Origin of the sequence: Mycobacterium avium subsp. avium (assembly GCF_009741445.1) — a bacterium.
In the GTDB taxonomy this organism is placed as follows: Bacteria; Actinomycetota; Actinomycetes; order Mycobacteriales; family Mycobacteriaceae; genus Mycobacterium; species Mycobacterium avium.
The window spans coordinates 1,928,227-1,955,221 of sequence record NZ_CP046507.1; the positions used below are offsets into that span (position 1 = coordinate 1,928,227).

General features: G+C 70.5%; 25 protein-coding genes and 1 pseudogene. 7 read left to right on the forward strand and 19 right to left on the reverse strand.

Going from position 1 to position 26,995, the window contains the following annotated elements; genetic code table 11:
* Window positions 1–44 precede the first annotated feature (44 nt).
* Genes MAA44156_RS08910 through MAA44156_RS08920 form a run of 3 tightly spaced genes read right to left on the reverse strand, consistent with a single transcriptional unit; the run spans window position 45 to window position 2,652 of the window.
* Window positions 45–1,055 carry an ABC transporter substrate-binding protein gene (locus MAA44156_RS08910; protein ID WP_009976677.1) on the reverse strand — a complete coding sequence of 337 codons (1,011 nt, stop codon included), beginning with the start codon at window positions 1,053–1,055 and terminating at the stop codon, window positions 45–47.
* Window positions 1,052–1,807, reverse strand: coding sequence for an ABC transporter ATP-binding protein (locus MAA44156_RS08915; RefSeq protein ID WP_003872133.1), 756 nt, complete (start codon window positions 1,805–1,807; stop codon window positions 1,052–1,054). The genes MAA44156_RS08910 and MAA44156_RS08915 overlap by 4 nt, the downstream gene beginning before the upstream one ends.
* A 17-nt stretch (window positions 1,808–1,824) precedes the next feature.
* Entirely contained in the window at window positions 1,825–2,652 is an 828-nt protein-coding gene (locus MAA44156_RS08920) for an ABC transporter permease (protein WP_009976673.1), read from the reverse strand.
* 90 nt (window positions 2,653–2,742) lie between these two features.
* Here MAA44156_RS08920 and cobG point away from each other — a divergent pair, with 90 nt between their 5' ends.
* Genes cobG through MAA44156_RS08935 form a run of 3 tightly spaced genes read left to right on the forward strand, consistent with a single transcriptional unit; the run spans window position 2,743 to window position 5,961 of the window.
* Window positions 2,743–3,843 (forward strand): precorrin-3B synthase, encoded by a 1,101-nt coding sequence (gene cobG / locus MAA44156_RS08925; protein WP_009976672.1) that lies wholly within the window; start codon window positions 2,743–2,745, stop codon window positions 3,841–3,843.
* Window positions 3,844–3,847: 4 nt separating this feature from the next.
* Entirely contained in the window at window positions 3,848–4,474 is a 627-nt protein-coding gene (locus MAA44156_RS08930; RefSeq protein ID WP_009976671.1) for a precorrin-8X methylmutase, read from the forward strand.
* Window positions 4,471–5,961, forward strand: a complete 1,491-nt coding sequence (locus MAA44156_RS08935) for a precorrin-2 C(20)-methyltransferase (RefSeq protein WP_009976670.1) — start codon at window positions 4,471–4,473, stop codon at window positions 5,959–5,961. Before MAA44156_RS08930 ends, MAA44156_RS08935 begins: the two co-directional genes overlap by 4 nt.
* A gap of 3 nt (window positions 5,962–5,964) precedes the next feature.
* Here MAA44156_RS08935 and MAA44156_RS08940 read toward each other — a convergent pair whose 3' ends face one another.
* Window positions 5,965–7,599 (reverse strand): PPE family protein, encoded by a 1,635-nt coding sequence (locus tag MAA44156_RS08940; RefSeq protein ID WP_156649245.1) that lies wholly within the window; start codon window positions 7,597–7,599, stop codon window positions 5,965–5,967.
* Between the two features lie 195 nt (window positions 7,600–7,794).
* On the opposite strand from MAA44156_RS08940, the pseudogene MAA44156_RS23520 reads away from it, so the two are divergent.
* A pseudogene (locus MAA44156_RS23520) lies at window positions 7,795–8,487 on the forward strand (DUF2275 domain-containing protein); the annotation flags it as partial.
* A 114-nt stretch (window positions 8,488–8,601) separates the two neighbouring features.
* Window positions 8,602–9,156, forward strand: a complete 555-nt coding sequence (gene sigC / locus MAA44156_RS23525) for an RNA polymerase sigma factor SigC (RefSeq protein WP_031348810.1) — start codon at window positions 8,602–8,604, stop codon at window positions 9,154–9,156.
* Here the strand turns inward: sigC and MAA44156_RS08950 are convergent.
* From MAA44156_RS08950 to dprE2, 4 genes are read right to left on the reverse strand one after another with little or no spacing between them, the layout of a single operon-like run.
* Window positions 9,153–9,890, reverse strand: coding sequence for a cobalt-precorrin-6A reductase (locus MAA44156_RS08950; RefSeq protein WP_029248477.1), 738 nt, complete (start codon window positions 9,888–9,890; stop codon window positions 9,153–9,155). The genes sigC and MAA44156_RS08950 overlap by 4 nt on opposite strands.
* Window positions 9,887–10,642, reverse strand: coding sequence for a precorrin-4 C(11)-methyltransferase (cobM, locus tag MAA44156_RS08955; RefSeq protein WP_009976659.1), 756 nt, complete (start codon window positions 10,640–10,642; stop codon window positions 9,887–9,889). The genes MAA44156_RS08950 and cobM overlap by 4 nt, the downstream gene beginning before the upstream one ends.
* On the reverse strand, window positions 10,639–11,808 hold the full coding sequence (locus tag MAA44156_RS08960; protein ID WP_009976658.1) for a bifunctional cobalt-precorrin-7 (C(5))-methyltransferase/cobalt-precorrin-6B (C(15))-methyltransferase: 1,170 nt from the start codon (window positions 11,806–11,808) through the stop codon (window positions 10,639–10,641). The genes cobM and MAA44156_RS08960 overlap by 4 nt, the downstream gene beginning before the upstream one ends.
* A 46-nt stretch (window positions 11,809–11,854) precedes the next feature.
* On the reverse strand, window positions 11,855–12,604 hold the full coding sequence (gene dprE2, locus MAA44156_RS08965; protein WP_009976656.1) for a decaprenylphospho-beta-D-erythro-pentofuranosid-2-ulose 2-reductase: 750 nt from the start codon (window positions 12,602–12,604) through the stop codon (window positions 11,855–11,857).
* A gap of 35 nt (window positions 12,605–12,639) precedes the next feature.
* On the opposite strand from dprE2, the gene MAA44156_RS08970 reads away from it, so the two are divergent.
* Window positions 12,640–13,050: a F420-dependent biliverdin reductase gene (locus MAA44156_RS08970; RefSeq protein ID WP_003872145.1), complete on the forward strand. Its 411-nt coding sequence runs from the start codon at window positions 12,640–12,642 to the stop codon at window positions 13,048–13,050.
* 55 nt (window positions 13,051–13,105) lie between these two features.
* Here the strand turns inward: MAA44156_RS08970 and MAA44156_RS08975 are convergent, their stop codons facing one another.
* From MAA44156_RS08975 to MAA44156_RS08985, 4 genes are all read right to left on the reverse strand, one after another.
* Window positions 13,106–13,369, reverse strand: coding sequence for a hypothetical protein (locus tag MAA44156_RS08975; RefSeq protein ID WP_080555743.1), 264 nt, complete (start codon window positions 13,367–13,369; stop codon window positions 13,106–13,108).
* An 11-nt stretch (window positions 13,370–13,380) separates the two neighbouring features.
* Entirely contained in the window at window positions 13,381–13,644 is a 264-nt protein-coding gene (locus MAA44156_RS23775) for a hypothetical protein (protein WP_227974618.1), read from the reverse strand.
* Window positions 13,641–16,235: a WXG100-like domain-containing protein gene (locus tag MAA44156_RS23530; protein WP_227974617.1), complete on the reverse strand. Its 2,595-nt coding sequence runs from the start codon at window positions 16,233–16,235 to the stop codon at window positions 13,641–13,643. The genes MAA44156_RS23775 and MAA44156_RS23530 overlap by 4 nt, the downstream gene beginning before the upstream one ends.
* Before the next feature lie 105 nt (window positions 16,236–16,340).
* Window positions 16,341–17,468, reverse strand: a complete 1,128-nt coding sequence (locus MAA44156_RS08985) for a M24 family metallopeptidase (protein ID WP_009976647.1) — start codon at window positions 17,466–17,468, stop codon at window positions 16,341–16,343.
* Between the two features lie 117 nt (window positions 17,469–17,585).
* Between MAA44156_RS08985 and MAA44156_RS08990 the strand changes: the two genes are divergently transcribed.
* Window positions 17,586–18,542 (forward strand): 5'-3' exonuclease, encoded by a 957-nt coding sequence (locus MAA44156_RS08990; RefSeq protein ID WP_009976645.1) that lies wholly within the window; start codon window positions 17,586–17,588, stop codon window positions 18,540–18,542.
* 4 nt (window positions 18,543–18,546) lie between these two features.
* Here the strand turns inward: MAA44156_RS08990 and MAA44156_RS08995 are convergent, their stop codons facing one another.
* From MAA44156_RS08995 to pafA, 7 genes are all read right to left on the reverse strand, one after another.
* Window positions 18,547–19,308: a DUF4333 domain-containing protein gene (locus MAA44156_RS08995; RefSeq protein ID WP_033712597.1), complete on the reverse strand. Its 762-nt coding sequence runs from the start codon at window positions 19,306–19,308 to the stop codon at window positions 18,547–18,549.
* 65 nt (window positions 19,309–19,373) lie between these two features.
* Complete coding sequence (locus tag MAA44156_RS09000) at window positions 19,374–22,181, reverse strand: DEAD/DEAH box helicase (RefSeq protein WP_009976639.1); 2,808 nt, start codon at window positions 22,179–22,181, stop codon at window positions 19,374–19,376.
* The gene (gene tatC / locus MAA44156_RS09005; protein WP_009976637.1) at window positions 22,171–23,127 is read right to left on the reverse strand and encodes a twin-arginine translocase subunit TatC; all 957 of its coding nucleotides are present in this window, start codon (window positions 23,125–23,127) and stop codon (window positions 22,171–22,173) included. The genes MAA44156_RS09000 and tatC overlap by 11 nt, the downstream gene beginning before the upstream one ends.
* Before the next feature lie 54 nt (window positions 23,128–23,181).
* Window positions 23,182–23,463, reverse strand: a complete 282-nt coding sequence (gene tatA / locus MAA44156_RS09010; RefSeq protein ID WP_009976635.1) for a Sec-independent protein translocase subunit TatA — start codon at window positions 23,461–23,463, stop codon at window positions 23,182–23,184.
* A gap of 99 nt (window positions 23,464–23,562) precedes the next feature.
* The gene (locus MAA44156_RS09015; RefSeq protein ID WP_009976634.1) at window positions 23,563–24,531 is read right to left on the reverse strand and encodes a helix-turn-helix transcriptional regulator; all 969 of its coding nucleotides are present in this window, start codon (window positions 24,529–24,531) and stop codon (window positions 23,563–23,565) included.
* Window positions 24,528–25,577: a helix-turn-helix transcriptional regulator gene (locus tag MAA44156_RS09020; protein WP_009976632.1), complete on the reverse strand. Its 1,050-nt coding sequence runs from the start codon at window positions 25,575–25,577 to the stop codon at window positions 24,528–24,530. The genes MAA44156_RS09015 and MAA44156_RS09020 overlap by 4 nt, the downstream gene beginning before the upstream one ends.
* A 55-nt stretch (window positions 25,578–25,632) precedes the next feature.
* Window positions 25,633–26,991, reverse strand: coding sequence for a Pup--protein ligase (gene pafA / locus MAA44156_RS09025; protein WP_003878078.1), 1,359 nt, complete (start codon window positions 26,989–26,991; stop codon window positions 25,633–25,635).
* Window positions 26,992–26,995: the final 4 nt, after the last annotated feature.

Genomic DNA, 26,995 nt, shown 5'->3' on the forward strand with positions numbered 1-26,995 from the left:
GGTGCCCGCCGCGGGCTGCCCCCAATCCGTGCCGAGCATGGGGTTCAGCTGACCAGGCCCGGCCGCAATGCCGCGTTGAACCGGCGGTCCACCCAGTTGGCGAACCTCGGCGCGGATTGCAGTTGGCCGGCCGCGGCGAACAGGTCGGCCAGCTTCTGCTCCGAGGCCACCACGTCATCGCCGAGTTCGGTGGGCAACCGCAGGCTCCGAGCCTGCGACACCGCCGCCACTTGAGGGTCCAATCCGACTGCGGCAGCGTAGCTTTGGGCCCACTGTTGCGGATGCGCCCGCGCCCAGCGCACCGCCGTTTCGAACCGCACCAGCAGGTCACCCAGGGCGGTGTTGCGTTTCGGATCGGCCAGCGCCTGGTCGGATGCGACGCCGATCCAGTCGCCGTTGGTGACGCCCTGCGCCTCGGCGATGCTGCGCACCGGGATCTGCTGTTCGGCCTGGGCCGTGTAGGGATCCCAGATGGCCCAGGCGTCGGCCTGGTGCTGGCTGAACGCGGACAGCGCGTCGGCGGGCTGCAGGTACACGAACTTGACGTCGGCGGGTTTGATTGCCGCCCGGTCCAATTGGGCCAGCAGGTTGGCGTGCGACGAGCTGCCCTTGGCGACGGCGATCGCCTTCCCGCGCAGGTCGGAGACCGAGGTGATCGGCGAATCCGCGTGCACCAGAATGCGATTGCCCGCCCCGCCGCCGCCGTAGGCGGAGACCGCCTTGATCCGGGCGTTGCTGGCCGCGCCGAAGATCGGCGGGGTGTTGCCGGTGATCGCGAAGTCGATCTTGCCCGCGGTGGCCGCCTCGACCTGCGGCGGCCCCGAGGTGAACGTCGAGAAGGCGACCCGGTAGGGAAGGTTGTCCAGCTGACCGGCGGCGCGCAGCAGCGCCTCGGTGCCGCCCTTCTGGTCGCCGACCTGCAGGGTGAGGCCGGACAGCTCGGACAACGGCACCGCGGCCGGTGGTGGTGTGGGTCCGGAAGTCGTTGTCCGGGAAACGCATCCGGTCAGCAAGAGCCCGACGGTCGCGGTCAGCGCGACGACGCCGCGGATCACTGCCGCACGCCGAGACGATCCAGCAGCTCGGCGCGATACCGCTCGGTGTGGGCGCCGGGCTCCCCGGGTGTGCGCCGGGGCGGGTCGATGGCCAGCTCGTGGACCACTCGGCCGTCCTCGAGCACCAGCACCCGATCGGCCAGCGCGACCGCCTCGTCGACGTCGTGCGTGACCAGCAGCACCCCGAAGCCGTGCCGTCGCCACAGGTCCAGCAGCAAGGTGTGCATGCTCAGCCGGGTCAATGCGTCCAGGGCGCCGAAGGGTTCGTCGAGCAGCAGCAGCCGCGGCTCGGCGACCAGCGCCCGCGCCAGCGAAACCCGTTGCGCCTGACCGCCGGACAGGGTCAGCGGCCAGGCCCGGGCGTGGTCGGCCAGCCCGACGTCGGCCAGCGCCCGCTCAGCGCGCCGACGCACCTGCGCGCGCGGCAGCCGGGTGCGGGTGAGCCCGTAGCCGACATTGGTCCGCACATCCCGCCACGGGAACAGCCGCGGCTCCTGGAAGGCCAGCGCGGGGGCGCCGGCCACCAGCCGCCGGCCGGTGTGGTCGTGTGACAGACCGGCCAGCACCCGCAATACCGTCGATTTGCCCGAGCCGCTGCGCCCGATCAGCGCGACGATCTGACCGCTCGGTATCTGCAGCGAAACGTCTTGGAGCACATGGCGGTTGCCGTACCACTTGTCGACGTGGCGCAGTTCGCCGGCAACATCGGTGCGCGACCCGGCGAGCGGGCCGGATTCTGCGGTCAGTGTCAAGCCTGAGCCTTTCGGTGTCAGTGTCGGTAGCGCACGGCGCGGCGCTCGATGAGGCGGACGACCGCGTCGGTGATGATGCCCAGCAACGCGTAGATGGTCAGCCCGAAGATGATGATGTCGATGCGCAGGAAATCGCGCGCGTTGTTGATCAGGAAGCCGATGCCCTTGTCGGCGTTGATCTGTTCGGCGACGATCAACGTCAGCCAGGCGATCGCCAGCGACTGACGCAAACCGACCAGCACCTGCGGCGCCGTTCCGGGCACCAGGATCCGCCGGAACCGCTGAAAGAACGAAAAACCCAGCACCTGAGCGGTTTCCAGCATCTTGGGGTCGACCTGGCGGATCGCGGAGAAGGTGTTGAGGTACAGCGGGAAGACCACACCCAGCGCCACCAGCAAGACCTTGGGCAGCTCGCCGATGCCGAACCACAGGATGAACAGCGGGATCAGCCCCAGGTGCGGCAGCGCCCTGATCATCTGCAGGGGTGGGTCCACGGTGGCCTCGACCCAGCGGGACAGGCCGACTGCGGCGCCCGCCACGATGCCGATCACCCCGCCCAGCGCCAACCCCTCGATGACGCGGACGGTGGAGATGTGCAGCGCGTCGGCGAGTTGGCCGTTGCGGGTCAACTCCACGCCGGCCTGCAGTATCAACGAGGGGGCGGGCAGCACATCCTGCGCGATCACGCCGATCGCGCTGCCCAGCTGCCACAGCGCCAGCAGCGCCAGCGGGGAAACCAGGCGCACCACTTCCCATTTGCGGCGCGCCCACAGCCCGCCCGGCGCGCCGGATGCGGCGCCGCCAAGGCGTTTCGGCGCAGCGTCGAGCGCGGTGGCGATGCTCACCGTGCCGACGGTAGGGGCGGTCGATGCCTTGGGTAAGGGTTTAGGTCTGGCTGAAGGCAATCCCCCGGCGCCGGGCCGTACCGTGGACGGGTGGCCAGGACGCGCGACGCCGACGCATGCCCGGGTGCGCTGCAGGTGCACCAGGCCGCCGACGGTGCCCTGGCCCGGGTGCGGTTGCCCGGCGGCATGCTCACACCGGCCCAGCTGACGGTGTTGTGCGACATCGCCGATCGGTCGGGCTCGCCGACGCTGGAGCTCACCGCGCGGGGCAACGTGCAGCTGCGCGGCCTCACCGACGTGACGGCGGCGGCCGGGGCGCTGGCGGCCGCGGGTCTGTTGCCGTCGGCGACGCACGAGCGGGTGCGCAACATCGTGGCCTCACCGCTGTCGGGGCGGTCCGGCGGCAACCTCGACGTGAGGCGGTGGGTCGGCGAGTTGGATGCCGCGATCCGCGCGCAGCCCCGGCTGGCCGAGCTGGGCGGCCGGTTCTGGTTCAGCCTCGACGACGGGCGCGCCGACGTGTCGGGTCTGCGCGCCGACGTCGGCGTGCATGCGCTGCCCGACGGCTGCGCGGTGTTGCTCGCCGGGCGCGACACCGGTGTCCGGCTGCCGCCCGACCAGGTGGTCGCGACGCTGGTCGGCGTCGCGACGCGGTTCGTGCAGGTCCGCGGAAGTGCTTGGCGCGTCCAGGAATTGGACGACCCAAACCAGCTGCTGCCCGGCGCCGAGTGCGGGCCGATCGCCTATCCCGCCGTCACCAAACCCCCGGTGGGCTGGATAACACAGGACGACGGCCGGGTGACGCTGGGCGCCGCGGTGCCGCTGGGGCTGCTGTCGGCCCGCGTCGCGGAGTATCTGGCCGCCCTGCAGGCGCCGCTGGTGATCACGCCGTGGCGCTCGGTGCTGGTGGGTGACCTTCGCGAAGAGGTGGCCGACGCCGCGCTGCGGGTACTGGCGCCGTTGGGTCTGGTGTTCGACGAGAACTCGCCCTGGCTGAGCGTCAGCGCCTGCACCGGCAGCCCGGGGTGCGCACGCTCGGCCGCCGACGTGCGGGCCGACGCCGCGCTGGCGGTGCGGGACGGGACTGCGCCGGGGCACCGTCATTTCGTCGGGTGCGAACGCGCCTGCGGCAGCCCGCTCGCCGGCGAGGTGCTGCTGGCGACCGGCGAGGGATACCGGCAGCTACGGTAATCGGGTGCTCGACTACATCCGCGATGCGGCGGAGATCTATCGCCTGTCGTTCGCGACCATCCGCGCCGAAGCCGACTTGGCCCGCTTCCCCGCCGATGTGGCCCGCGTGGTGGTGCGGCTGATCCACACTTGCGGGCAGGTCGACGTGGCCGAGCACGTCGCGTTCACCGACGATGTCGTCGAGCGGGTGGGCACCGCCCTGCGCGCCGGCGCCCCGGTGTTGTGCGATTCGTCGATGGTGGCCGCCGGGATCACCGCGGCGCGGTTGCCGGCCGACAACGAGGTGGTGTCCCTGGTCGCCGATCCCCGGTCGGCCGAACTGGCCGCCCGCCGGCAGACCACCCGCTCGGCGGCCGGGGTCGAGCTGTGGGCCGACCGGCTGCCGGGCGCCGTGCTGGCCATCGGTAACGCGCCCACCGCGCTGTTCCGGCTGCTCGAGCTGGTCGACGACGGGGTGGGCCCGCCGGCCGGGGTGCTGGGCGGGCCGGTCGGATTCGTCGGGTCGGCGCAGTCCAAGCAGGAGCTCGTCGACAACCCGCGCGGCATGTCGTACCTGGTGGTGCGGGGCCGCCGCGGCGGCAGCGCGATGGCCGCCGCGGCCGTCAACGCGATCGCGAGCGACCGCGAATGACGGCACCGGCCAACCCGCGAGGGACGTTGTGGGGCGTCGGGCTGGGGCCCGGTGACCCGGAGTTGGTCACCGTCAAGGCCGCCCGGGTGATCGGCGAGGCCGACGTGGTCGCCTACCACAGCGCCCGGCACGGCCGCAGCATCGCCCGCGGCATCGCCGAACCGTACCTGCGGCCCGGCCAGATCGAGGAGCACCTGGTGTATCCGGTCACCACCGAGGTGACCGACCATCCCGGCGGCTATGCCGGCGCGATCGAGGACTTCTACGTCGAGGCCACCGCGCGCATCGCGGCGCACCTCGACGCGGGTCGCGACGTGGCGCTGCTGGCCGAGGGCGACCCGCTGTTCTACAGCTCCTACATGCACCTGCACACCCGGCTGACGCAGCGGTTCGACGCCGTCATCGTGCCGGGCGTGACCTCGGTGAGCGCCGCGTCGGCGGCCATCGCCACCCCGTTGGTGGCCGGCGACGAGGTGCTGTCGGTGCTGCCGGGCACATTGCCGGTCGCCGAGCTGACCCGGCGCCTCGCCGACGCCGACGCCGCCGTCGTCCTCAAGTTGGGACGCTCGTATCACGCTGTGCGGGAAGCTCTTTCACAGTCCGGTCAGCTCGACGACGCCGTCTATGTGGAGCGGGCCAGCACGTCCGCGCAACGCATCGTGCCCGCCGCGGACGTGGACGCGGACGGTGTTCCGTACTTCGCGCTGGCCATCCTGCCGGGCGGGCAGCGCGCGCGGCGCGCGCCGAGCGCCGGCACCGTCGTGGTGGTGGGCCTAGGCCCGGGCGATGCGCAGTGGATGACGCCGCAGAGCCGCCGCGAGTTGGCCGCGGCGACCGATCTGGTCGGCTACGGCCGTTACCTGGACCGGGTGCCGGTTCGCGGCGGTCAGCGGCGCCACCCCAGCGACAACCGCGACGAACCCGAACGGGCGCGGCTGGCCTGCGCGCTGGCCGAGCAGGGCCGGGCGGTGGCGGTGGTGTCGTCGGGCGATCCCGGCGTGTTCGCGATGGCGACCGCGGTGCTGGAAGAGGCCAAGCAGTGGCCGGGCGTGCAGGTGCGGGTGATCCCGGCGATGACGGCCGCCCAGGCGGTCGCCAGCCGGGTCGGCGCGCCGTTGGGGCACGACTACGCGGTGATCTCGCTGTCCGACCGGCTCAAGCCGTGGGAGGTGATCGCGGCGCGGCTGGAGGCCGCGGCGACCGCCGACCTGGTGCTGGCGATCTACAACCCGGCGTCCAAGACGCGGACCTGGCAGGTCGGCGCGATGCGCGACATTCTGCTGGCCCGTCGCGAACCCGGCACGCCGGTGGTGATCGGCCGCGACGTGTCCGGCCCCGACGAGGACGTCCGGGTGGTGCGGCTGGCCGATCTGGATCCCGCCGAGATCGACATGCGCTGCCTGTTGATCGTCGGGTCCTCGCAAACCCAGTGGTACTCCGACGATTCCGGGGACCGGGTGTTCACGCCCCGGCGCTATGAGATGTAACGCTCAGTCGCGGTCCCAGGTGCTGGGCATCATCGGCACGCCGGGGCCCTCGCTCAACCCGTCCCGGGTCAGCGTCGCCAATCCGGCGGGCCGGGCCGCGTCGGATTTGGTTGCGGCACCGGCGAATCCGAGTTGGCCGGCGCTCGCCTCGGAGGCCACCGGGCCGTCGTCGGGGCCGCCGTCCTCGGGGCCGCTGTCGGTATCGAGGTCCATGTATTCGTAGCGGTAGGCGCGGTCGGTGGCGGTGCCGCGGCGGCGCCGACGCGCCCGCGCCTTCTTGCTGCCCGCGGCGGCGGCCACGGCCGCCGCGGGCGCGTCGAGGTCGTCGGGCGCCGGTTCCCCCGACTTGCGGCGTGCCCGGCTGCTCGCGCTGCCGCGCGCCGACAGACCCGACAGTCCGACCGCGTACAGGGCGTCGGACATGCCGGCGCCGATTCCGTCGGTGGCGGTGGGGCCGAAGCCGACACCGGGTCCCCCGCCGACCGGTCCGCCGCCGGCGGATCCGGCCATCGTCGGGGCCGGGGCCGACGCCGTTGTCGGCACGTGACTCACGCCGGCCGGCGCGCCGGCGATGGTGGGCGCGGGAACGGTGGCGACCGGCGCCGGCGCGGCGGCGACCGGGACCGGCGCGGCCATCGACAGCGGGGCCGCGACGCTGATCGCGGTCACCGCGGCCGCCGCCCCACCCGCCGCGGCCGCGCCGATCGCCGCCACCACCACCGGCGCGAGCACCACGGCCATCTGGATCGCCGCCTGCACGAACGGCCAGAAGATCATCAACGTGTGAAAGATGGCCCAGCCCAAGGCGGTCGACAGGGCCGGCGAGAACCCGAGCTGGCCGAAGAACGAGGCCAGGCCGTTGACGAACGGCACCGGAGGGAATGGCCAGCCGCCGGGATTGAGGTCCTTGGACACCGGCCAGGCGAAATTCTGGGTGTATTGCTTCAGCCACGCGGTGAGCTGATCCTGCCAGGACGGATAGGACTGCGCCGCCGTGCTGGCCTGCTGCTGGGTGCTCGACGTGTCGGCGTGGTTGAGATTTGAGCCGGAATCGGCGGCCGGGGCCGCCGCGGCGCTCTGGACCGCCGCGGCGGTGGCGGCGCCGGCCTCGGCGCCCGGGGCGACGATCGTCGGCGCGGGCGTGGTCGGCGGAACCGCGGCAAGCGCGGATTGACTGACGGCCTGGTAGGTCGACATCGTCGTGGCGGCCTGCACCCACATCCGCGCGTACTCGGCCTCGTTGACCGCGATCGGGATGGTGTTGATGCCGAAGAAGTTGGTGGCGACCAGCGCCCCGTGCACCGCGTGATTGGTCGCGAGCTCACCCAGCGTCGGCATGGCGGCCAGCGCGGCGGTGTAGGCGCCGGCCGCCGTCTCGTGCAGGCTCGCCGCGGTCGAGCTCTTGGCCGCGCTCTCCAGCAGCCAGGCCTGGTATGGGGCGTGGGCGGCCACGTACTGCTCGGCGCTGGGCCCTTCCCAGGCGCCGGCGTGCGCGGCGGCCAGCAACCCGTCGAGTTCGGCCGCCGCGGCGGCGTACTCGGTGCTCATCGACGACCAGGCGGTGGCCGCGGCCAGCAGCGGCGCCGGTCCGGGACCGCTGCTGAGCAGCGTCGAGTGCACTTCGGGGGGAAACGCGATCCAGACGGGGGGCGGTCATCGTCGGGGGCCTTCGGGCAACAACACGAATACCTCTTCGGTGAATCTCGTGGATGGGCTGGCGAGCTTTCCCCCACAGGTCGGTCGCCGGGACCGTTTGGTTCCACGCGAATTCGCGCGGCGCCCCAACTCGCGGGAGTCTTTGCGCGCAGACCCGCCATGCGCAACGATGCAGGGATGCGGTGTGACGTTGCCCGGGAGGCGCTGTCGGCTCGGCTGGACGGTGAGCGTCCTCAGGTGCTCGCGCAGCAGGTCGATGCCCACCTCGAGGCGTGCCGGGGCTGCCGCTCCTGGCTGATCGGGGCGGCGGTGCAGACCCGTCGGCTGGCCTCGGTGACGCCGGGTGAGGGACCCGACCTGGTGGACAAGATCATGGCCAGCATTAGCGAGCAGCCGACCGGGCGCCCGGCCTGGATGCGCTGGTTGCGGTCGCACTACCGCCGCTGGGGGCTGATCGGAGTCGGACTGTTCCAGGTGGCGATCGCCGCCGCCCAGATCAGCGGGATCGATTTCGGCATGGTCGCCGGCCACATGCACGGCGCGATGTCCGGCGAGCACCTGATGCACGAGTCCACGGCGTGGTTGCTGGCGCTCGGGCTGGCGATGATCGCCGCCGGCGTCTGGCCCGCCTCGGCGTCGGGGGTGGCGGCGATCACCGGCGTGTATTCAGTTGCGCTGCTGGGCTATGTCATCGTCGACGCCTTCGACGGGGAGGTGACCGCCACCCGCATCGCCAGCCACATGCCGCTGCTGCTCGGCCTGGCCTTCGCGTTGCTGGTGGCGCGGGAACGGGTGGGATCGCGCCGCCCCGGCTCCTCCGACGCGACGGCCGACGCCGGCTTTGCGGCCTGGACCGCTGACGCTCCCGCGGGCCGGCGGCGCGGACACCTGCGGCCCATCAATCGCGCGGCCCCCTACCCCACCGCATCGTCTACGACGACCCGTCGTAGGATCGGAAAACCCGCGCAATTAAGGTGGTTGGGCATGATCGCGCCGAGCGACGACGAGGCGGTAACCGAGCTCGCGTTGTCCGCCGCGCGCGGGAACGCCCGGGCGCTCGAGGCGTTCATCAAGGCCACCCAGCAAGACGTGTGGCGGTTCGTCGCGTATCTGTGCGATGCGGGCAGCGCCGACGATCTGACCCAGGAGACGTTCCTGCGCGCGATCGGCGCCATCGAGCGGTTCTCCGGACGCTCGAGTGCCCGGACCTGGCTGCTGTCCATCGCGCGCCGCGTCGTGGCCGACCACATCCGTCACCTGCAGTCGCGGCCGCGCGCCGCGGTGGGCGCCGATCCCGAACACGTGCTGCGCACCGACCGCCACGCCCGCGGATTCGAGGATCTGGTCGAGGTGACGACGATGATCGCCGGCCTCAATCCCGAACAGCGCGAAGCGCTGTTGCTCACCCAGTTGCTCGGGCTGCCCTACGCCGACGCCGCCGCGGTGTGCGGCTGCCCGGTGGGCACCATCCGATCGCGGGTGGCCCGGGCCCGCGACGCGCTGCTGGCCGACGGCGAGCGCAGCGACCTGACCGGCTAGTCCTTGATCGCCAGCGCCGCAACCCATTCGGCGGCCTCGGCCACACTGCCGACCGCCGACACGCTGGCCGGCAGCGCCGGCCTTGCCACCATCACGACCGGAATGTCCAGCGCTGCAGCGGCATCCAGCTTCGCGCGGGTCATCTGACCGCCGCTGTTCTTGGTGACCAAGGCGTCGATCCGGTGCTCGCCCAGCAGGGCGAGCTCGTCGTCGTAGCGATAGGGGCCGCGGGAAAGCACCACCCGGTGACGACGCGGCAGTGTGGTCGCATCCGGTTCGGTGACGGCCCGGATCAGAAACCACGCGTCGCTGTCCTTGAACGCCCGCGCCCCCGAGCGGCCGGTGGTGAGAAACACTCGCGAATAGCCTTGCTCGGCAACAGTTTCCGCGGCGCGGGTATCCGAGTCGACGACGGTGGCCGCTCCCGGGTCCCAGGCCGGGCGGGCCAGCACCAGGTGTGGCAGCCCCAGCTCGGCGCAGGCTTGGGCGGCGTGTGCCGTCATGGTGGAGGCGAAGGGGTGGGTGGCGTCCACCACGGCGTCGATGTGTTCGTCGCGCAGCCACCGCCGCAGCCCGTCGACGCCGCCGAAGCCGCCGATCCGCACCGGCCCGACCGGCAGCGCCGGATCGGGCACCCGGCCGGCCAGCGAGCTGATGATGTCGATCCGCGGGTGCAGGGCCTTGGCCAGGGCGCGCGCCTCGCCGGTGCCGCCGAGCAGCAGCAGTCGCATCAGTGCCTGCTTCCGCGGGCGCGGCCGGTCGAATACAGGTAGCTGTCGGTGAATCCGCCGGCGGTCAGCGCGTCGCCGACGATGATGACGGCGGTCTTGGTGATGTGGGCGTCGTGCATCTGCGCGGCGATGTCGTCGAGAGTGCCGCGCAGCACCGTTTCCTGCGGCCAGCTCGCGAAAGCGACTACCGCGCAGGGTGTTTGGGGTTGACGGCCGTTGTCGAGAAGTTGCCCGACGATGCTGTCGATCTGCGCGGCGGCCAGATGGAGCACCAGGGTGCCGCCGGTTCGGGCCAGGGTGGCCAGGTCTTCGCCGGGCGGCATCGCCGTGGACAAGGTGGCCACCCGGCTCAGCGTCACCGTCTGCGCAACACCGGGGACGGTGAGCTCGCGCTTGAGCGCGGCCGCGGCCGCGGCGAAAGCCGGTACGCCGGGCACGATTTCGTAGTCGATGCCCAGCGCGTCGAGCCGGCGGCACTGCTCGGCCAGCGCGCTGTACAGCGAGGGGTCGCCGGAATGCAGCCGCGCCACGTCGTGGCCGGCGGCGTGCGCTTGGCTGAGCTCGGTGATGATCTGATCCAGCGTCAGCGGGCCGGTGTCGACGATTCTCGCGTCCGGTGGGCACAGTGCCAGCAGGTCGTCGCGCATGATCGAACCCGCGTACAGGCACACCGGGCAGCTTTGCAGCAGCCGTTGGCCGCGGACGGTGATCAGGTCCGCGGCGCCCGGGCCCGCGCCGATGAAGTAGACGGTCACCGGGTCACCGCCCACTGGGTGACCGGGAACTGCGGGTGCCAGCCGGTGAAGGCGCCCAACGCCTTGCCGTGATAGTGCTGGAAGCGTCGCAGCTGCCCACCGAACCGCGTATAGGCTTGGATGACAACGGCTTCCGACTCGGTGGTGACCACGTTGGCGACGAGCCGTCCGCCGCTGGGCAGGTGGTCGAAGCAGGCGTCGAGCAGGCCGGGCCGGGTCAGTCCGCCGCCGATGAAGATGGCCGACGGCGGCTCGGCGCCGTCGAAAGCGTGCGGGGCGTCGCCGCGCACGTCGATGGCTGCGCCGAATGCCGCGGCATTGGCCGCCAGGTTGTGCCGGCGCTGTGCATCGCGTTCGAATGCGGTTGCGCGGCAACCGTTTCCGCCCAGGCACCACTCCACGCTGATGCTGCCCGAGCCGGCGCCGACATCCCACAACCGCTCCCCTGGCCGCGGCGCCAGCGCGGCCAGCGTCACCGCGCGGATTCCCTGCTTGGTGATCTGCCCGTCGTGGGTGAAGGCGTGGTCGGGCAGCGGCCAGACGCGCTCGTCGGGCAGGTAGCGTACGGCGATCACGTTGAGCGGGTCGATGTCTGCGGCACCGTCGGCCCAGTCGCGGGCGGTGCCGTCGCGGCGGTGTTCGTCTGGGGCGCCGAGTCTTTCGAGAACGGTGAACTGCGAATCACCGCGGCCGTGCGCGGTCAGCAGCGCGGCCAGCTCGGTGGGGGTGGCTGCGCCCTGCGACAGGACGATCGCCTGGCCGCCGCGGCGCACCGCGGTGTGCGGCGGCGCGGTGACCAGGCTGATCACCTCGGTGTCGTGCACGTTCCAGCCCATGCGCGCGCAGGCCAGCGTCACGGAGGACACGTGCGGCAGCACCCGCACCCGACCGGCGCCGTACAGGCGGATCAGCGTCCCGCCGACGCCGTGCAGCAGCGGGTCGCCGCTGGCCACGATGTGGACGTCGCCGGTGTGGTCGTCCAGCAGGCTCTGCAACGCCGGAAGCATCGGTGACGGCCATTGGCGCCGGGGTGCGGGTACCGTGGCGTCGAGCAGATCCAGTTGCCGCTTGGAGCCGTAAATGACCGCGGCGCTTCGCAGTTCGGCGCGTGATGCCTCGGCGAGTCCCGCCATGCCGTCGGCGCCGATGCCGACCACGACGATCATGGGTGCCGCTCCGCATCGGATCGGGCCGCGTGGTCGCCGGTGCGGATCATCGCGGCATCCTGCGCCAGATGAACTGGGGCAGCATGCGCAGCACGGCGGCCGCGGGCCCTAGCGCCCACGGAATCCACACGGTGCGACGGCCTTTCGCCAGCGCACGCGCGGTCGCGGCGGCCACCTGCGCGGGTGTGCTCGACAGTGGCGCCGGCGTCATGCCTTCGGTCATCCGGCCGATCACGAATCCCGGGCGCACAATCAGCAACCGCACACCGGTGCCGTGCAGCGCGTCGGCCAGGCCGCTGGCGAAGCCGTCCAGGCCGGCCTTGGCCGACCCGTAGACGTAGTTGGCGCGCCGCACGCGCGCGCCCGCGATCGAGGAGAACACCACCAGTTGGCCCCGGCCGGCTGCGCGCATGGCGGTAGCCAGGTGCGTGAGCATGCTGACCTGGGCGACGTAGTCGGTGTGCACGATGGCGACCGCATGCTCGGCGTCGGTTTCGGCGCGGGCCTGATCACCCAGGATTCCGAAGGCCAGCACCGCGGTGCCGATGGGCCCGTGGTCGGCGACGACCGAGGCGACCAGCGGGCCGTGCGAGGCCAGGTCGTCGGCGTCGAATTCCCGGGTGTGCACGGCCGAGGCGCCGGCGGCTTTGAGCACGTCGACCTGGTCGTTGAGCCGGTCGGCGTTGCGCGCCGCCAGCACGACCGTCGTTCCCGGCGCCAGCCGTCGGGCCAGCTCGACGCCGATTTCGCTGCGGCCGCCCAGGATTAGTACCGGAGCGGCGCCCGTGTCGTCCACGGCTGCGATTATTACCTGCGCTAGCGTGGGCGGTGATGGCGAATACCACTACCCGGCTCACCGACGACGCGTTGGCGTTTCTGTCGGAGCGCCATCTGGCCATGCTCACCACGCTGCGGGCCGACAATTCGCCGCACGTGGTGGCGGTGGGTTTCACCTTCGACCCCAAGACGCACATCGCCCGGGTGATCACCACCGGCGGGTCGCAGAAGGCGATCAACGCCGATCGCGGCGGGCTGGCCGTGCTCAGCCAGGTCGACGGGGCGCGGTGGTTGTCGCTGGAGGGCCGGTCCAAGGTGAACAGCGACGTCGACGCGGTGCGCGACGCCGAGTTGCGTTACGCCCAGCGCTACCGCACGCCGCGGCCCAACCCGCGAAGGGTGGTCATCGAGGTTCAGATCGAGCGGGTGCTCGGGTCGTCGGATCTGTTGGACCGGGGCGCGTAAGCGTCGTCAGGTTCGGAAAATCGGACTAGCGGACCGCCACTCAATGCATCGGCTTCTAAACAGGAGTCCCACGGTTACTACCCGGTTGTTGCAGGAGTAAGTCATCGTGTTCATGCCTCCGACACGCTTCGATGAAGTCAATGGCAGTCCCATGGTCGTTTAAGAATTGGTGATATTGATCCGGGGTAAGCTCATAATATTCTTCGTAATCTACGATCCCATTACTAACGGGGATCGACGCATAGTACCGGCCTGAGGTTGACTCTACGCCGATCGAATATCTATCCTCTCGCGAAAAATATGTGTCCTCAAACTTCATTACGCTTCTTTCTACTCGAAGACATCAGTTACAGTGTAGTGGTCCGGTGGGATCAATCCACCGTCAATGACAGCTTCTGAAGCGCCGTTAGGCAAGACACCGCCGGGGATCCATTGCTCGTTGGCGCCCGCCTCATTTCCAGAAGGAATTCGTAGATTGAAGTCTTCTGGATCGCTGATATCGATCCTCACTACCTTGTTCGAATCGAGAAACCCGTCAGGTAGTCCGAGCTCTTTCTCCATTGCTCGCAAATTTCCTTCGGTCGCTGCTGTCATTGCATCTGCTTCATGTTTGGGCATACGAATGATGTTCCATCGCGCTGCGCGATACCATACTTCTCGAGATTGCTCTGCGGCATAAATCGAGTGACGCCATCATGGAATTTCTGCAGGTGATTCTCAATATATCGGGGTGACAGATATTCCGAAGGGTCAGGACGACTGCCTTTGGGTATGGCGATGATTTCGTCGCGCTTTTCCGCGGTAAGTCCTTCCGCTGGTCCGTCGTCGCCGTGCGAAGGGTCTTTCCCGTCGGCCTCGTTAGGTGGACCGTCGGGCGCCGGTTTATGCCTGTCGTCTGCCGGCGGACCGCCGTCCCCATCACCACTTGGCTTGCCGCCGTGCGGTGGCTCGCCCGGCGGGTGCCCGCCCGGAGGGCCACTCTCGCCAGGACCGTGCGCGCCGCCGTTGGGCGCTGGCACTTCTGAGGGTCGCCCCGGGGACTCGAAGTGCGGAGCCGCTGATGAAGCCGACGACGGTGAATGCGCGCCGACAGACGCAGCCTCACCGGACGATCCACCGGCCGACACCGGCACCTGCGACGGCGTGTGGTCGAACAGCTGAGGAGTAGCCGACGGCAGGCCGTCGCCCGCAGCAGCCTGCACAGACGCGAGACGCGACCCGGCGGCCGGAACCGATGCTGGCTCATGCGGACCACCCGTCGGCTCAGCGACCGGGTCGTGCACGCCTCCGGCAGGCACGGATACCGGCTCACGCGGCTCCTCCGCCGGAACCGATGCGGGCTCGTGCGGAGCGCCGGACGGCACCGACACCGGATCGCCCGGGCCGCCCGAAGCAGCAGGGGCCGGCGCTGGCGCGGGCGCCGGATCATGCACACCACCCGAGCCACCAGGACCGCCCGCCGGAGCCGCGGGGGCTGGCGCGGGCGCGGGATCGTGAGGGCCGACGGGGCCACCCGGCGGCGCAGCTGGAGCGGGCGACGAACTCGGACCGTGCGGGCCAGCGCCCGAATCGCCTGCCGGGCCGGGAGAAGCCGGGGACGTTGCCACGGGCGGCGAGCCCCGCTGCGCACCCGGCGTGCCGTCCGGCGGACGCGGCGCCGATTCGACCGGCGCCTCGATCGGCTTGCCGCGGGTCCCCAAACCCACCGGAGCGCCGCCCGTCGGAGGCTTGATCTCGGGCAAGTCCTTGGTGACACCCTCGAGGTTCTTCGGCAGATCGGCGGTTGACTTGGCGATGTCCGCCAGCGCGCCCCGGGCGCCGGCGATCCCGCCGACCCGCCCGGCCGCGCCGGCGGCATCCGCCTCCGCCTCGGCGCCGCGGGCGGCCGCGCTGGCACCGTCGGCTGCCGCGCCGGCCTCACCGAGACCGGGCGCGATCAGTGTGGCCGCATCGAACGCGACTTCACCGGCTCCCAACCCCGGCCGGTCTCGGGTCCAATCGTCCGCGTGCACAAGGCCTTTCAGCTCCTGCAGCCGTGCTTGCGCGAATTCCTGGGGATTGACGGCGGCGTTGACAAAGCTTTCCTTCCACGCGTTCTTGACCAGACCACCCCAGGTCGCGCCCGCACCCTCGGGATCGAGGGCGATCCAATGCGGGCTCAGATCGACGAGGCCCAACCCCATGCCGACCGCACCCTTGACAACGCCCTCCTGGACGTTGATCCCGAAGTCGAGCGCGGTCGCCACCGGATTACCGACGTCTTCTCCCAAAAATGTGATGAGGCCGCGACGCGCATACTTCTGGCAGGTGACGATCTCGCGATCGGCCGCTTGCATGAGCAGCCTGATCTCCTGCTCGAAGGCCCGGGCTTCCTGTCCGAGATGCTGCAGCACGGCGTTGACGTCCCGGGCGATCTTTTGGATCTCGTCCCACGCGTCGCCGTCGATGATGAGCATGATGTTGTGACCGATGTCGCCGAGCGCTTCGATCCGATGCAGCAGATCCCGAATCGCCTGTTGCGCGTGGCCGACCCGGTCCGCGAATTCGTCGACGGTGCGGGCCAGGGCGTCACACTGCTGACCGATAGCCGCTGCGGCAGCGCCTATTTCGGCCAGAGCGTGATCGATCTTCTCGCCTTCGGGAATCTGTTGACTGTCGAACAGCGCCTTGGACGCGTTGAGGGTTCCCTGCACCCCGTTCAGTGCCGCGGCGAAACCGTGCCAACGGGATGCGGCCGCGTGCAGGCCCGCCACGTCGCCGTCGGGCCACACTTCGGAGACGAGCGCCTGTATGACCGCCCACAGCAGTGGTGGCGGCTCTCCCTTACCCCAGGTCCCCGGGGGCCCGGGCGCGGCAAGGTCAGCGGGCGCGGACGGCGCCGGCAAAGCGCCGCTTCCGCCGCCGAGCGTCGAGGCCGCTTCGGCCGCCGAATAATTCGGCGCGCCTTGCTGGATCAGGGCCCCGCATTTGCGGCACGCGTTGACGACGCCGGCCGCGGCCTTCAACATCGACTCGGCCGAGTCTTGATACCCCAGGCCGAACACCTCGCCGGCACGGTCAACACCCGTGTGGGCCGAAACGCCGGCCGTCAAGATCGTCAGGTTCGCCGCCAACGAATCGCCGATGGCCGCCACGGCGCTGCCGGCGGCATACATCGCCTCCGGATCAACCGCCAAGGGAGCCACGTGCGGAATTTTCGCTCAAGCCCGCGCGTCGCCGCTACTCACCCAATGATCGCTCCGCCAAGCTAACCGCGGCGGCTCAACGCCACAAGTCGTTCATGCACAGCGCTACGGCACCGGCACCACGATCAGTTCGTGCGGCCGGTTGTTGACGGCCAGGGCGCCGTCGTCCGTCACGACCACGATGTCCTCGATGCGGGCGCCCCACCGTCCCGGGAAATAGATGCCCGGCTCGATGGAGAAGGCCATGCCCGCGGCGAGCGGCAGGTCGTTTCCCGCAACGATGTAAGGCTCTTCGTGCACCGACAGCCCGATGCCGTGCCCCGTGCGGTGCACGAAATACTCCGCGAGTCCCGCGGCGGCCAGCACGTCACGGGCGGCAGCATCGACCTGCTCGGCCGTCATACCGGGCCGGACCGCATCACAGGCCGCCCGCTGAGCGCGCTGCAGAATCGAATACTGTTGGGCCACTTCGTGACTCGGCTCCCCGATGCTGTAGGTGCGGGTCGAATCCGAATGATATCCCGGCTCGTAGGAGCCGCCGATGTCGACGACGACGATGTCGCCCACCTGCAGCTCGCGATCCGAATACCCGTGGTGCGGGTCGGCGCCGTGCGGGCCGGAGCCGACGATGATGAAGGCCACCTCCGAATGCCCTTCGGCCACAATGGCTTCGGCGATATCGGCGGCCACGTCAGCCTCGGTGCGGCCCGGTACCAGAAACGACGGCACCCGGGCGTGCACCCGGTCGATGGCCGCGCCGGCCTTCCGCAAGGCGTCGACCTCGCACTCTTCCTTGACCATCCGCAGGCCGCGCAACACGTCGGTGGCCAGCACCGGCAGCACGCCGAGCACGCCGGCCATCGGCAGCAGATGCAGCGCCGGAATGGAGTCGGTGACGGCGGTCGCGGCCGGCGCCCCGCCCAACGCCGCGGCCACCATTTCGTAGGGGTTCTCACCGTCGACCCAATCCCGCACCGGCAGACCGAGTTCGGCGATCGCCGACCCCTTCAGCGAGGCCACCTCCAGCCGCGGCACCACGACGGTCGGCTCACCGGAGGCGGGCAACACTAGGGCGGTGAACCGCTCCAAGGTCTGCGCCCGCGACCCGACCAGGTAACGCAGGTCATATCCCGGCGTGATCACCAGGCCGACCAGCCCGGCGGCGGCGGTCGCCGAGGCGGCGGCCGCCAGCCGGCGCGCATACACGTCCGCGTCGAAACGGTGGGATTCCATGGCAGCCAGGCTAACCTGCGCGCCGACCGTGGACTTGTTGCGCCATTTCGCGAGAACGGGCCGCAACAACTCGACGCTCGACGGCCTGGCAACACGCGGCGTGACAAGATAACCGGCATGCGATCGCCACTGGTGCTGCTCGACGGCGCCAGCATGTGGTTCCGCTCCTATTTCGGGGTGCCGTCCTCGATCACCGCCCCTGACGGCCGGCCGGTGAACGCGGTGCGCGGATTCCTCGATTCGCTCGCCGTGGTGATCACCCAGCAACGGCCCAGCCGTCTCGTCGTCTGCCTTGACCTGGACTGGCGCCCGCAATTCCGGGTGGACCTGGTCCCGTCCTACAAGGCCCACCGGGTGGCCGAGGCGGAGCCGGCGGGCGAGCCGGACGTCGAGGAGGTGCCGGACGATCTGACGCCCCAGATCGACATAATCGCCGAACTCCTTGAGGCGTACGGGATCCCGACGGCCGGGGCCGAGGGATTCGAGGCCGATGACGTGCTGGGCACCTTGGCGGCCCGCGAGCGCGACGACCCGGTGGTGGTGGTCAGCGGCGACCGCGACCTGCTGCAGGTGGTGTCCGACGATCCCGTGCCGGTGCGGGTGCTTTACCTCGGCCGCGGCCTGAGCAAAGCCACCCTGTTCGGCCCCGTCGAGGTGGCCGAACACTACGGCGTGCCGGTGGACCGGGCCGGGCCTGCCTACGCCGAACTGGCGCTGCTGCGCGGTGACCCCTCCGACGGCCTGCCGGGCGTGCCGGGCGTCGGCGAGAAGACCGCCGCGACCCTGCTGGCCCAGCACGGTTCGCTGCACCGGGTCCTGGCCGCCGCCCACGACCCGAAATCGAAGACGGCCAAGGGCCTGCGGACCAAGCTGCTGGGGGCGCTGGACTACATCGAGGCGGCGGGCGCGGTGGTGCGGGTGGCCACCGATGCGCCCGTCAAGCTGTCGACGCCCAGCGATGCAGTGCCGCTGGTCGCCGCCGATCCGCAACGCACCGCCGAGCTGGCCACCGAACTCGGCGTCGGCTCGTCAATCGCCCGACTGCAGAAAGCGCTCGACGCGCTGCCCGGCTAACCGGTCACTGGGGGCGGCCGACCTCGTAGGTGCCCTTGTTGTCCTGGAAGGTCACCGTCACGTGCTTGGGCGCGCCGTCGATGCTGACGTCACAGTCGAACGTGGCGCCCTTCTTGACCGTCGGGTTCTGGCCGTGGTTGCACTTGACGTCCTTGACGTTCTTCGCTCCGTAGCCGTTGGTCTCGTCGGACAGCACCTGCTGAACCCCGGCCTGCGCCTTGTTGACGTCCAGCTTGGTGGTGACGAAGAACCCGGGCTGCCAGAAACCCAGCACCAGCACGACGGCGATGAGCAACAACGCGATCCCGCCGGCCACCCCGGCGATCAGCCCGACGGGGCGCTTCTTGCCGGGCTGCTCATAGGGCTGGTACTGCTGCGGGTACTGACCCGGCTGGCCGTATTGCCCGTACTGACCCGGCTGCGGATACTGGCCCGGCTGTGGATACTGGCCGGGCTGCGGGTACTGACCCGGCTGGGCGTACTGCCCGGGCTGGCCGTATTGGCCGGGCTGGCCGTATTGACCGTACTGCCCGGGCTGGGCGTAGCCCTGCTGTTGCGGGTACGGCTGCGGATAGGCCTGCTCGCCCGGCTGCTGATACTGCGGGTACTCGGCCGGCGGCGTGTAGGCCGGGGCCTGCCAGGACGCCTCCTGGGTGGCGTGGTCCTGCCAGGTCGGCGCCACCTGGGTCGGGTCTGACGAGTGGTCGCTACCTTGACCTTGACCGGGCGGTTGCCACTGCTGGTCCGATCCCTGCGGTCCGCTCATCTTTCTCCTCAGCCCCTTGTATCTCGGCATGAACTCTCGGCGCTTAACGGTAGCTCCGGCCTAGCCTACCCGGCGTCAACTGCGACGACGCCGCGCCGAATGTCGTTGATCGCCCGCTTGGCGGTAGCCCGCAGCTCGGTGTCCGGGGCGGCGTTGCGCACCTGGTCGAGCAGGTCGAGCACCTGGCGGCACCAGCGCACGAAGTCCCCGGCCAGCAGCGGGGAGCCGGCACCTCCGGGGTCGGCGGCGGCCAGCGCCGCGGCCAGGTCCGCGGTCCGCGCCCAGCGGTAGATGACGGTGACGAAGCCGTCGTCGGGCTCGCGGCTCGGGGCGATCCGGTGCGTCTGCTCGTCGGCGCGCAGCGCCGACGACAGCCTCGACGTCTGCAGCAAAGCCTGCCGCAACGGCTGCGTCGGCGCCTCGGCCGCGAACGCGGCACCCGGGCCCTCGCCGCCCCGGCTCTCGTAGAGCACCGACGACACGACGGCCGCCAGCTCGGCCGGCTTCAGCCCCGACCAGGCGCCGGTGCGCAGGCATTCGGCGACCAGCAGGTCGCTCTCGCTGTAGATGCGGGCCAGCAACCGGCCGTCGTCGGTGACCCGGGGATCGCCGTCGCGGCGTTCGATGAAGCCACGCTCGGTGAGCAGCCCGACGATCCGGTCGAAGGTCCGGGCCAGCGAATTGGTAGCCGTGGCAACTTTCTTCTCCAGTTGCGCGTTGTCGCGTTCGATACGTAGGTAACGCTCGGCCTGCCGGACCTGCGCCTCGAGGCCCGGCGTGTGGTGCGACGGATGCCGGCGCAGCTGTTCGCGCAGCGACGCCAGCTCCGGGTCGTGGAACCCCTCGTCGGAGTCCCCGCGGCGGCGCTTGGCCGGAATGCTCAGCCCGGCGGCCGCCGACCGCAGCGCCGACGCCAGGTCACGCCGGACCCGCGGTTGGCGGTGCTCGACCCGCTTCGGCAACGGCATCGAACCGACCGGTGCCGAGTTGCCCGAATAGTCGGCCGAGGAAATCCGTCCCGCCCAACGGTTTTCGGTCAGCACCAACGGTCGCGGATCGGAGCTGTCGCGGGCCGATTCCAGGACCACCGCCAGCCCGCCGCGGCGGCCGTGGGCGATGTTGATGATGTCGCCGCGGCGCAGCGCGGCCAGCGCATCGCTGGCTGCCTGCCGTCGGTGCAGCCGCGACGCACGGGATTGCGCGCGTTCCATCTCCGAGATCCGGGCCCGCATCCGCGCGTACTCCAGAATCGGCGCCTTGGGCCCACCCAGCTCGGCGGCGATCTCGTCGAGCATCGCCTGGCCCCGCTCGATGCCCCGCACCAGGCCGACCACCGAGCGGTCGGCCTGGTACTGCGCGAACGACTGCTCCAGCAGCCGATGCGCCTGCTCGGGGCCCATCTGCTGGACCAGGTTGATCGTCATGTTGTAGGACGGGGCGAACGAGCTGCGCAGCGGGAAGGTGCGGGTGGAGGCCAGCCCGGCCACCGCGGACGGCTCGGTGGTTTCCTCGGTGGGATTCCACAGCACCACCGCGTGGCCCTCGACATCGATGCCGCGCCGCCCGGCGCGGCCGGTCAACTGGGTGTACTCCCCCGGCGTCAGCGCCACGTGCTGCTCGCCGTTGAACTTGACCAGCCGTTCGAGCACCACCGTGCGGGCCGGCATGTTGATGCCGAGCGCCAGCGTCTCGGTGGCGAACACCGCCTTGACCAGGCCCGCGGTGAACAACTCCTCGACGGTGTGCCGGAAGGCGGGCAGCATGCCGGCGTGGTGGGCGGCCAAACCACGCAGCAGCCCCTCGCGCCACTCGTAGTAGCCGAGCACCGCCAGGTCGGCGTCGGCGAGATCGCCGCACCGGTGCTCGATCACCTCGGCGATCTGGACCCGCTCCTCCTGAGTGGTCAGCTGCAGCGGCGAACGCAGGCATTGCTGGACGGCGGCGTCACAACCGGCCCGGGAGAACACGAAGGTGATCGCCGGCAGCAGCCCTTCGGCGTCCAGGGTGGCGATCACGTCCGGGCGCCCCGGGGTCCGGTAGAAGCGCGGCCGTCCGGCCCGGGCGGGTGGACGGCCGCGTCCGGCGCCGCGGCGCGGTTGCCAATCCGAGAGCCGATCGGCTTCGCGGCGATGCGCGATGTGACGCAACAGATTCGGGTTGACCCGCGGCTCGCGGCCCGCGCTCGGCTGCCCGGGTGCTTCGGAGTTGCGGTAGTCGAACAGGTCGAACAGTCGCTTGCCCACCAGCACGTGCTGCCACAGCGGCACCGGCCGGTGCTCGTCGACCACCACCGTGGTGTCACCGCGCACGGTCTGGATCCAGCCGCCGAACTCCTCGGCGTTGCTGACCGTCGCCGACAGGCTGACCACCCGCACCTCGTCGGGCAGGTGCAGGATGACCTCCTCCCACACCGGGCCCCGCATCCGGTCGGCCAGGAAATGCACCTCGTCCATCACCACATACGAAAGTCCTTGCAGCGCAGGTGAATCCGCGTACAGCATGTTGCGCAGCACCTCGGTCGTCATCACCACGACGGGCGCATCCGCGTTCACCGACATGTCCCCGGTGAGCAGGCCGATGCGGTCGCGGCCGTAGCGGGCGGTCAGATCGGTGTGCTTCTGGTTGCTCAGCGCCTTCAGCGGCGTGGTGTAGAAGCATTTGCCGCCGGCCGCCAGCGCCAGGTGCACCGCGAATTCGCCGACCACGGTCTTACCGGCCCCGGTCGGCGCGCAGACCAGCACGCCGTGTCCGCGTTCCAGCGCCGCGCAGGCCCGCCGCTGAAAGCCGTCGAGCGCAAAGGGCAGTTCGGAGCTGAACCGGCTGAGCTCGACCAGTTCGGTCGCGGCGTCGGGTGCCGACGGGTCAGGTGACATCGTCATGCTGGCCGGCCGACAGCGACGGCTCCGGTATGGCCGTGGGCGGTTCGATGACCGAGGCTTGGTCGTCGGGAATCACGGCCTGGGCTTCGCGTTTGGCCTTGCGCTTGTCGTGCAGCCGGGCGATCTGGATGGCGAACTCGAGCAGCACCGACAAGGCCACGCCCAGCGCCGTCATCGAAAAGGGATCGGAGCCGGGCGTGAAGATCGCGGCGAACACGAACATCGCGAAGATCAGCCCGCGCCGCCACGCCTTGAGCCGCGGGTAGGTCAGCACGCCGATGGTGTTGAGCATGACGATCAGCAGCGGGAATTCGAAACTCACTCCGAAAACGATCAGCAGGTTGATCAGGAAGCCGAAATACCGGTCCCCCGACAGGGCGGTCACCTGCACGTCGCTGCCGACCGTCAGCAAAAAGCCCAACGCCTTGGACAGCACGAAGTAGGCCAGCACCGCGCCGGCCACGAACAGCGCCACGGCCGGGATCACGAACGCGATCGCGAAGCGGCGCTCCTTCTGGTACAGCCCGGGCGTGATGAACGCCCACAACTGGTAGAACCACACCGGACAGGCCAGCACCACCCCGGCCGTCAAGCCCACCTTGAGCCGCAGCATGAACTGGTCGAACGGTGCCGTGGCCAGCAGCCGGCATTGCCCGTTGGCGCTGATCTCCGCCCGCGCCGACTGCGGAAGCGCGCAGTAGGGATGGCGCAGCCACTCGCCGAGGCTTTCCAGCCCGAAGATCGAATGCGAGTACCAGAAGAACCCGAAGATGGTGGTCAGCGCGATTGCGGCCAGGGAGATCAGCAGCCGGGTGCGCAGCTCGGTCAGGTGGTCGACCAGCGACATGGTCGCGTCCGGATTGGTGCGGCTGCGTCTGTTGCGCGGATTGAGACGCTTCAGCAGGCCGGATGTGCGCGCTGAAACCTTGAATGCTTTCACGATGCTCGGTCGGAGCTGGTCAGGGGCGCTCGGGCACCGCGACGGGACGTCGGGCTACGACGCCGGGCGTGCTTCGCTGTGCCCCTGCTCGCTGGGCGCCGCAGGGTCGACGCGCTGCGACTGCACGGGCGTGGGGTTGGCCGCGGAGGACTCGCTCTGCGCACCCAGCGCCGACGTTTCCGTCTTGTTCTCGCTCTGCATCTCGCGCAGTTCGGACTTGAAGATCCGCATCGACTTGCCCAACGAACGCGCCGCGTCGGGGAGCTTCTTGGCACCGAACAACAAGATCACCACGACCGCGAGGATCGCCCAGTGCCACGGACTAAGACTGCCCACTTTGATTACCTCCAGACGTTCACCCGATGCTACCGCAGTGACGTGAACTGGCGGTGGGCCCGCGCCGCGCCGGCGCCGGGCGGGACGGCCCGGATTTTCTCAGCTCAGGGCCTCATACGCCGCGAGGGCGGCCGCCGCGGCCTCGCGCACCCGCTGCGCCAGCGAGTGCGGCGCCAGCACCTGCACGCCGGATCCCAGGCCCAGCACCAGCCGCGTCATCCAATCTTCGGAGGCGTAGGTCATCACCGCCTCGCAGGAGCCGTCGGGCAGCTCGCGCAGGTCGCGCATCGGGTAGTACTCGAACATCCAGGACGCGTGCGGCGCCACCCGCAGCGTGGCCGACGGCAGCGACGGGTCCCCGTCGAACAGCGAGGTGTCGGGCGGCGCGTGCAGCACCGGTTCCGGTGGCGCGGCCGGCTCGTCGAGCTCGCTGGCCTCCACGATCCGGTCGAAGCGGAACAGCCGGACTCCCTCGGCCTCCCGGGACCAGGCCTCCAGGTAGCTGTGCCCGCCGATCAGCAGCACCCGGATGGGGTCGACGACCCGGCTGGTCAGCGTGTCGCGCGAGGCGGAGTAGTAATCGATGGCCAGCGCGTGTCGGGACTGCACGGCCGCACGCACCGCGGCGGCGGCCCGGCTCTCCGCGGGAGCGGGTTCGTCGACGGCGGTCGCCGCCTGGGTGGTGTCGTGCCCGACGGCTCCGGCGGCGCCCTCGATCTTGGCGATCGCGCTGCGCGCCGCTTCCGGGTCGACGACGCCGGGGATGTCGGCCAGCGCCCGCAACGCCACCAGCAGGCCGGTGGCCTCCGGCGAGGTGAGCCGCAGCGGGCGGTCGATGCCGGCGGAGAAGGTCACCTCGATGGTGTCGCCGGAGAACTCGAAGTCGATGAGGTCGCCCGGGAAATAGCCGGGCAGACCGCACATCCAGAGCTGGTTGAGGTCCTCCTCGAGCTGCTTGGCCGACACCCCGAGGTCGGCGGCGGCCTTGGCCCGGGTGACCCGCGGGTTGGCCTGGAAATACGGGACCATGTTCAGCAGCCGGACCAGACGGGTGGAGATGGGCGTCATGCCGACACTCCCCCGCGGCCGCCGGGCCGGCCGGCGCCGACGGCATCGGCACCGGCATGCGCGCGTAGCCGGGCCAGCACATCGTCGCGCAGCGACTGCGGCTCGAACACCACCGCGTCGGCGCCGTACCCGGCGATGTCGCGGGCGAGCTGGTCGGTGCCGCGGATGTCCAGCTCGATCACCTCGCCGTCGCGGCCGCCCAGTTGCCGGGTGCCGACGGGCCGCCCGGCCCGGCGCAGCGCGGTCGCCCGCCCGTCTGCCACCCACACCCGGGCCTGCCCGCCGGCCGGCGTCGCGGACACGTCGGTGACGGTCTGGGCGACGATCCTGCGCAGGTCGACGCCGTCCGGCACGGTGACCGCGCCGGGCGGGCCGATCGGGGTGACGCCCGGTCCGATCCGGGACAGCCGGAAGGTGCGGGTGGCGTCGCGGTCGCGGTCGTGGCCCACCAAATACCAGCGGCCCTTCTGGGTGACCACGCCCCAGGGCTCGACGGTGCGGATGGCGTACGGCTCGGCCCGCGACGGCCGGTGCGGAAACTGCACGGCCTGACGGGAGTCGATGGCGGACAACAGGATTCCGAGCACTTCTTCCGAGCCGCGCAGTCCGGGCACTCCGGCCGGGGAGGCGATGGCGACCGGTGCCCCGTCATCCAGGGGGTCGACGTCAACGCCGGCCGCGCGCAGCTTGAGCAGCGCGCCCTGGGTCGCGGTGATCAGTTCGGGCGACTCCCACAGCTGGGTGGCCACCGCCACCGCCGCCGCCTCGTCCGGGGTCAGGTCGACCGGCGCGAGCGCATAGGCGTCGCGGTTGATGCGGTAGCCCTCGGTGGGGTCCATCGGCGAAACCCGCCCCACCTCCAGCGGGATGCCCAGGTCGCGCAGCTCGTTCTTGTCCCGCTCGAACATGCGGGAGAACGCCTCGGCGCTGGCGCTCTCCGAGTAACCCGCCACGCTCGACCTGATCTTTTCTGCCGTGATGTAGCCGCGGGTGGACAGCAGGGCAATGACCAGATTCACCAGCCGTTCGACTTTTGACGTCGCCATCGGCACCAGGTTATTCGATGGTCAGCACCCGGCGCTTGCACCGACGCACGCGTCGCTACATGCTCGCGATCAGCCGCTTGACCCGCTCGTCGACGGCCCGGAACGGGTCCTTGCACAGCACGGTCCGCTGCGCCTGGTCGTTGAGCTTGAGGTGCACCCAGTCGACGGTGAAGTCGCGGCCGGCGGCCTGGGCGGCGCTGATGAACTCGCCGCGCAGCCGCGCCCGGGTGGTCTGCGGCGGCGTGTCGACCGCCTCGGCGATGTCCTCGTCGGTGGTGACCCGGGCGGCGAGCCCCTTGCGCTGCAGCAGATCGAAGACGCCGCGGCCGCGCTTGATGTCGTGGTAGGCCAGGTCCAGCTGGGCGATCTTCGGGTCGGACAGCTCCATGTTGTAGCGGTCCTGGTAGCGCTGGAACAGCTTGCGCTTGATCACCCAGTCGATCTCGGTGTCCACCTTGGCGAAGTCCTGGCTTTCGACCGCGTCGAGTTGGCGGCCCCACAGGTCGACGATCTGTTCGATCTGGGCGTTGGGCTCCCGGGTCTGCAGGTGTTCGACGGCGCGGCTGTAGTACTCGCGCTGGATGTCCAGCGCGCTGGCCTGACGCCCCCCGGCCAGCCGGACCGGCCGCCGGCCGGTGATGTCGTGGCTGACCTCGCGGATCGCACGGATCGGGTTGTCCAGCGAGAAGTCCCGGAACGGAACGCCGGCCTCGATCATCTCCAGCACCAGCGCGGCGGTGCCCACCTTGAGCATGGTGGTGGTTTCGCACATGTTGGAGTCGCCGACGATGACGTGCAGCCGCCGGTATTTCTCGGCGTCGGCGTGCGGCTCGTCGCGGGTGTTGATGATCGGGCGGCTGCGGGTGGTGGCGCTGGAGACGCCCTCCCAAATGTGCTCGGCGCGTTGGGAAAGGCAGAACGTCGCGGCCTTCGGCGTCTGCAGCACCTTGCCGGCCCCGCAGATCAGCTGGCGGGTGACCAGGAACGGCAGCAGTACATCGGAGATCCGGGAGAACTCGCCGGCCCGCACGATCAGGTAGTTCTCGTGGCAGCCGTAGGAGTTGCCCGCCGAGTCGGTGTTGTTCTTGAACAGGTAGATGTCGCCGCCGATGCCCTCGTCGGCCAGCCGCTGCTCGGCATCGACGAGCAGGTCCTCGAGCACCCATTCTCCGGCGCGGTCGTGGGTGACCAGCTGCACCAGGTTGTCGCATTCGGCGGTGGCGTACTCGGGGTGGCTGCCCACGTCGAGGTAGAGCCGGGCGCCGTTCCGCAGGAAGACGTTGGAACTGCGGCCCCAGGACACGACGCGGCGGAACAGGTAGCGGGCCACCTCGTCCGGGCTGAGCCGGCGATGCCCATGGAATGTGCACGTGACCCCGAACTCGGTCTCGATGCCCATGATTCGCCGCTGCACGTAA